General features: G+C 72.9%; 4 protein-coding genes. All 4 read right to left on the bottom strand.

All coding sequences use genetic code 11. The annotated features are described in order from the left end of the window. Positions 1-108 precede the first annotated feature (108 nt). From mraY to V5O40_RS20380, 4 genes are read right to left on the bottom strand one after another with little or no spacing between them, the layout of a single operon-like run. Positions 109-1,242 carry a phospho-N-acetylmuramoyl-pentapeptide-transferase gene (gene mraY, locus V5O40_RS20395; RefSeq protein WP_099844714.1) on the bottom strand — a complete coding sequence of 378 codons (1,134 nt, stop codon included), beginning with the start codon at positions 1,240-1,242 and terminating at the stop codon, positions 109-111. Next, positions 1,239-2,666, bottom strand: a complete 1,428-nt coding sequence (locus tag V5O40_RS20390; RefSeq protein WP_332906953.1) for a UDP-N-acetylmuramoyl-tripeptide--D-alanyl-D-alanine ligase — start codon at positions 2,664-2,666, stop codon at positions 1,239-1,241. Before V5O40_RS20390 ends, mraY begins: the two co-directional genes overlap by 4 nt. Next, positions 2,663-4,219, bottom strand: a complete 1,557-nt coding sequence (locus V5O40_RS20385; protein ID WP_332906952.1) for a UDP-N-acetylmuramoyl-L-alanyl-D-glutamate--2,6-diaminopimelate ligase — start codon at positions 4,217-4,219, stop codon at positions 2,663-2,665. The genes V5O40_RS20390 and V5O40_RS20385 overlap by 4 nt, the downstream gene beginning before the upstream one ends. A gap of 46 nt (positions 4,220-4,265) precedes the next feature. Then, positions 4,266-6,500, bottom strand: coding sequence for a peptidoglycan D,D-transpeptidase FtsI family protein (locus tag V5O40_RS20380; RefSeq protein ID WP_332906951.1), 2,235 nt, complete (start codon positions 6,498-6,500; stop codon positions 4,266-4,268). Positions 6,501-6,503 lie beyond the last annotated feature (3 nt).

Genomic DNA, 6,503 nt, shown 5'->3' with positions numbered 1-6,503 from the left:
CCCCCCCCCCCAACCCCCCCCCCCCCCGGTTAGATAAAGTTGTTGGGGGGGGCTGCGGGGGCCTCCCCCACCCAAACTTCTTTAACACCACGTCCAGGCTGGCGTGGGTCAGCCCATGTTGGCCAGGAAGTCGCTGTAGAAGAGGCCGAGGGCGATGGCCACGCCGATGCCGGCGATGATCCAGAAGCGGACCACGATGTTGACCTCGCTCCAGCCGGCCAACTCGAAGTGGTGCTGCAACGGCGACATCCGGAACACGCGCTTGCCGGTGGTCTTGAAGGAGATGATCTGGATCACCACCGACATCGTGATGATCACGAACAGGCCGCCGATGATCAGCAGGAGCAGGATGGTCCGGGTCGACATCGCCATGCCGGCGATCAGGCCACCGAGACCGAGCGCTCCGGTGTCACCCATGAAGATCCGGGCGGGCGAGGTGTTCCACCACAGGAAGCCGACGCAGGCCCCGGCCGCCGCCCCGGCGATCAGCGCGATCTCCAGCGGGTCCCGGACCGTGTAGCAGTAGTTGTCCGGGTTCGCGGTGTACGCCGGGTCGGCGCACCAGTGCCGGTACTGCCAGAACGCGATCACCGCGTACGCGCCGAGCACCATCACCGAGGCCCCGGTGGCCAGCCCGTCGAGACCGTCGGTGAGGTTCACGCCGTTGGTCGCCGCCATCACCACGAAGATGAAGATGATCACCGCACCGATCTTGGTGACGTCCAGCGCCGGGATGTCCCGGATGAAGCTGAGCGTGGTGCTGCCGACCGTCTCGGTGTTGGTCACCGCGCCGGAGGCGTCGGTCATGGTCGACGGGAACCAGAGCGCGACCACCCCGAACACCGCGCCGACCAGGATCTGCCCGAGCAGCTTGCCCCGGGCGCTCAGGCCACCGCTGTGCCGCTTGCGCACCTTCAGGAAGTCGTCGATGAAGCCGACCGCGCCGCAGAAGACCATCAGCCCCAGCAGCACCAGCGCCGTGATGGTCGGCTCGACCTGGGCGATCTGCGCGTCGGGCAGCGTGGTCAGGGCGAGGTGCCCGGCCACGTACGCGATGACGGTGGCCAGGATGAACACCACGCCGCCCATCGTCGGCGTGCCCTTCTTGCCCTGGTGCATCTGCGGGCCCTCGGCCCGGATGGGTTGACCGGCCTTGAGCCGGGTGAAGACCCGGATCGCGATCGGGGTGCAGAACAGCGAGACGAGGAAGGCCACCCCGATGGCCACGATTACCGCTCTCACGCGGCGCCACCCCCGGCCGACGCCGACGTACCGTCGCCGTCCCCGGCGGCGTCGACGCGCAGCGCGTCGGCCACCTCCCAGGTCCGGTACCGGGAGCCCTTGACCAGGACGACGTCGCCCGGTCGTAGCTCGCTGCGCAGCACCTCGACGGCCGCCGCCTGATCGGTGAGCAGCACCGACTCTCCTCCCCAGTCACCTACCGATGTCGCCCCGTGGTGGATCGGCGCCGCCGCCTCGCCGACCACGAGCAACCGGTCCACGCCCAGCTCGGCCGCGAGTCGGCCCACCTCGGCGTGTCCCTGCGCCTCGAATTCGCCCAACTCGGCCATGTAGCCGAGCACCGCGACGGTACGCCGTCCCGCGCCGATGCCGCCCAGCGCCCGCAGCGCCACCGCCGTCGACGCCGGATTGGCGTTGTACGAGTCGTCGATCACGGTGACCCCGTCGGTTCGCTCGAAGACGTCCATCCGGCGGGTGGAGACCAGCCCGAGCGCGCCCAACGCGATGGCCAGCTCGGCCAGCGGCATGCCCAGCTCCCGCGCCACGGCCGCGGCGGCCAGGCTGTTCCAGACCTGGTGCCGGCCGGTGAGCCCGAGTCGCACCGGCGCGGTGCCCTCGGGCGTGACCAGCGTGTACGCGGCCCGTCCCCGCTCGTCGAGCGTCACGTCCACGGCCCGCACGTCGGCGTGCGCCGACTCGCCGTAACGGACCACCCGGGCCGCCGTCCGGGCGGCCATCGCGTCGACGAGCGGATCGTCGGCGTTGAGCACCGCCAGGCCGTCGGCTGGCAACGCCTCGACCAGCTCGCCCTTGGCCAGCGCGATGTTCTCCTGCGAACCGAACTCGCCGATGTGTGACACCCCGACGTTGAGCACCACGGAGATGCGCGGCGGCGCGACCTCGCAGAGGTACCGCACGTGGCCGATGCCCCGGGCGCCCTTCTCCATCACCAGGTACCGGGTGGTCGGGCCGGCCTGCAACGCCGTGTACGGGTGTCCCAGCTCGTTGTTGAACGACCCGGGCGGCGCCACCGTCTCGCCGAGCCGGGCGGTCAACTGGGCGATCAGGTCCTTGGTGGTGGTCTTGCCGGAGGAACCGGTCAGCCCGATCACGGTGAGCCCGGGCAGTCGATCCACCACCACGCGGGCCAGCCGGCCCATCGCGGCCAACGGGTCGGCCACGACGATCATCGGCACGCCGGGCACCGCACGGGTGCCCATGACCGCCACCGCACCGGCGGCCACCGCCGCGGCGGCGAAGTCGTGGCCGTCCACCTTCTCCCCGTCGAAGGCGACGAAGAGCCCACCGGGGGTGACCTTGCGGGAGTCGAACTCCACGCTGCCGGTGACCTGCGCGGCGGGATCCGCGGCGACCAGCCGTCCGTCGACCGCCGAGGCCATCTCGGCCAGGCTGAGCGTGATCACTGCCCCTCCAGATCCCCGAAGCGGCTCCGCAGCGCGTCGGCGAGTTCGGTCCGGTCGTCGAACGGGTACACCTCACCGGCGATCTCCTGGCCCCGCTCGTGCCCCTTGCCGAGCAGGGCCACCACGTCACCCGGTGCCGCCAGCCGCACCGCCTCGTCGATCGCCGCGCGGCGACCGCCGACCTCGACGACCTGGGCCGGCGCACCAGCCCGGTGGGCACCGGCGAGCACCTCGGCGCGGATCGCCGCCGGATCCTCGGTGCGGGGGTTGTCGTCGGTCACCACCACCAGATCGGCACCGGCCGCGGCGGCGGCACCCATCGCCGGCCGCTTTCCCCGGTCCCGGTCGCCGCCGGCACCGATGACGCAGATCAGCCGACCGGTGCTGAGTTCCCGCAGCGCGGCCAGCGCGGCCACCACGGCGTCGGTCTTGTGCGCGTAGTCGACCACCCCGCGCACCCCACCGGCCACGCCCACCGACTCCAGCCGGCCCGGCACGCCGCCGCAGGCGGCCACGCCCTCGACGGCGGTCACCGGGTCGACCCCGGCGGCCACCAGACTGGCGATGGCCAGCAGGGCGTTGGACACGTTGTGTCGGCCGGGCAGCGCCACCCGGGCGGGCAGCGCCAGCCCGTCCGGACCATGTGCGGTGAACCGCTGCGCGTACCCCTCGCCGGACTGCTCGTCGGCCCACCAGCTGGCAGCCCGGTCGCCGAGCGCGGAGAAGCTGACCGTGGCCGGCTTGAACAGCGCCTTGAGCGCCGGGTCGTCGTGGTTGAGCACCTCGACGGCACACCGGCCGTCGAACAGTCGGGCCTTGGCGGCGAAGTAGTCCTCGGCGTCGGCGTGGAAGTCCAGGTGGTCGGAGCCGAAGTTGGTCCAGCCGCCGACGGTGAACCGCACCCCGCCGACCCGGCCCATCGCCAGGGCGTGGCTGGAGACCTCCATGACCACGGCGGTGACCCCACGCTCGGCGGCGGCGGCCAGCATGGCGTGCAGGTCGGTGGCCTCGGGAGTGGTCCGCACGCTGTCGATCACCAGGTCACCGAGGCGGGTCTCCACGGTGCCGATCAGGCCGGTGACGTGGCCGGCGGCGCGCAGCCCCGACTCGATCAGGTACGCGGTGGAGGTCTTTCCGGCGGTGCCGGTCACGCCGATCACGGTCAACCCCGCCGTCGGATCGCCGTAGACCGCCGAGGCGAGCGGGCCGAGCACCGCCCGGGGATCGGCCACCACCAGGGTCGGCAACCCGATGTCGGCGGCCCGCTCGGCGCCGGCCGGATCGGTGAGCATCGCGACCGCGCCCGCGCTCGCCGCGTCGGCGGCGAACTCCGCGCCGTGCCGTCGGGCGCCCGGCAGGGCCGCGTACAGATCGCCGGGGCGGACCTCGCCGCTGGCGTGGGTCACCCCGGTCACCATCGGATCGGCATCAGTCGAGGACGCCACGGCGAGCCGGGCGGCCAGGGCACCGAGCCGGATCCCGGTCACGGAACGGGGACGAGGATTGCCGCGCACGGCGTCAGACCCTACCCGGTCGCTCGGTCCGGGCCGCACGGCGCGCCTGAATCTCCGTCTGATGAAGTCGAACCGCAGGTGGTGCCTACGGGAAGACGGTGAACGTCGGCGCGGGCTCGGTCGACGGCGGTACCCGGTGGTGGCGCAGGGTGAAGGTCATCATGTCGCGGAAGGCCGGTGCCGAGATCTGACCACCGCCACCGCTGGGGCTGTGCACGAAGACCGCGATGACGTAGCGCGGGTCCTCCGCCGGAGCCATCCCGATGAACGAGGCGACCTCGCCGGGCTGCTTCTTGCCGTCCACCAGCCGCCAGCCGGTGCCCGTCTTGCCGGCGACCCGGTAGCCGGGAACGGCGGCGGCCAGCCCGGTGGCGTCGTCGACCGTGGTGACCGCCTCCATGATCGTACGCAGCGCGGCGGCGTTGTCCGGGCTGAGCACCTGCCGGGTCTCCGGCGCCGGCCCGGGGGTCCGTGTCCCGTTCGGCGCGATCGTCTCCTTGACCAGGTGCGGCTGGATGTAGGTGCCGTCGTTGGCGATCGCCGCGTAGGCCGCGGCCATCTGCAACGGGGTGGCGTCCACGCTGTGCCCGATCGGCACCGACCCCTGCGAGGACCCGCTCCACTCCTGCACCGGCAGCAGCCGCCCGCTCGCCTCGCCGGGCATCCCGACCCCGGTCGGCTTGCCCAGGCCGAAGCGCCGCTGGTAGTCGAGCAGGCGGTCCGGACCGAGCTTGTCGGCGATCTGGATGGTGCCGACGTTCGAGGAGTACGCCATCATGCCGGCCACGCTCATCCGCCGCCCGTTCGCCTGATGGGTGTCGCGGAACCAGGTGTCGCCCTTGCGGATGGCGTTGGCCACCGGGAACGAGGTGTCCCGGGTGATGACGCCCTCCTGCAGGGCCGCCCCGAACGTGATCGGTTTGTGCACCGAGCCCGGGTCGACGATGAAGCTGGTGGCCGCGTCCTCCCGGTCGGTCGGCTCGCTGGGGAAGGGCTTCGCCGCGTTGTAGGTGGGATGGCTGGCCTGGGCCAGCACCTCCCCGGTACGCGCGTCCAGCACCACCGCGGCGCCGGTGCTGCCCTGCACCTGCTGCGTCTGCTCACTGAGGATGCGCTGCACCATGTACTGCAGGTCGCGGTCGATGGTGAGCACCAGCGAACTGCCCGGCTTGGCCTTCGTGGTGCGGCTGATGCCGCCGGGAATCGGGGCGGCCAGGTCGCCGAGGCCGATCTCGAAGACCCGCTGGCCGTCCTCGCCGTGCAGCAGGTCGTCGAAGCGCGCCTCCAGGCCCTCCAGTCCGACCATGTCCGGGCTGGTGAAGCCGATCAGGTTGGCGGCGAGGTCCCCGCCGGGCACCTCGCGCCGCTCGTCGCGGTGCGTGCCGATGCCGGGCAGCTTGAGCGCCGTTATCTCCTTGGCGCGGTCGATGTCCACCCCCCGGGCCAGGTACTCGAACTGCGAGTCGACGCCGTTGATCCGCTTGCGGGGTTTCATCTTCTCGGCCAGTTCGGAGGCCGGGATACCGAGCAGCGGGGAGAGCGTCGCCGCGGTCGCCGCGATGTCTTTCACCCGGGTCGGGTCGGCGTAGACGTACCGGGCCTCGACGCTGTGCGCCAGCGCGGCCTCACCGGAGCGGTCGTAGATGGCGCCCCGCGGCGCGGGCAGCGGCACGGTGGTGATGCGGTCGGCGATACCGCCGTCGGCGTACGCCGGGGTGTCGACGGTCTGGAGCACGACCAGCCGCACTCCGACGGCGACGAAGAGCGCCAGGGTCAACGCGGTGCCCAGGCGCAGCCGACGCCCCGGGTCGGCCAGCCGGGGCGGTCGGGGGCGCTGACGCGACGGTCGACGCGGCGGCGTGCGGTCCCCGCGACGCGGGTCCCGCGCGGTCACCCGTCGTCGGGGGGCGGTGGCCGGGACCTCGTCGCGCGGGGTGCGGTCGGTGACGGTACGCGTCACGGTGGCACGGGCCGCGCCACCGTCCCGGCGGGCGGCGCCACCCGCTCGGCCGGCGGCCCGGCCGGCAGTGACCCGACCGCCGTCGAGCACCTGTAGCGCGGGCCGGAACGGGTCCTGCGACCGGCTGCTGCGCGGGGTGCGCCGCTGCTCGGCGCGTCCGGTGCCGGCGGCGGCGCCGCTCTCGCGGACGGAGCGGCCCCGGGGGGTGTAGGCGCGGGCGTCGGAGATGCCGCTCAGACCCGGCGTCACGTCCCGCTCACCGGCCGGGCGGGGCGGTGAACTCCGCTGGCCGCCGCCACGCGACGAACCGCGCCGGGAGCCTTCGGCGTCCCGGCGCGGTTCCTCAGACCTCGGTGGCACGGC

Source organism: Micromonospora palythoicola, assembly GCF_036689795.1.
In the GTDB taxonomy this organism is placed as follows: domain Bacteria; phylum Actinomycetota; class Actinomycetes; order Mycobacteriales; family Micromonosporaceae; genus Micromonospora; species Micromonospora palythoicola.
The sequence above is the reverse complement of the archived record's forward strand: the minus strand, read 5'-3'. Positions and strand labels throughout refer to the sequence as shown.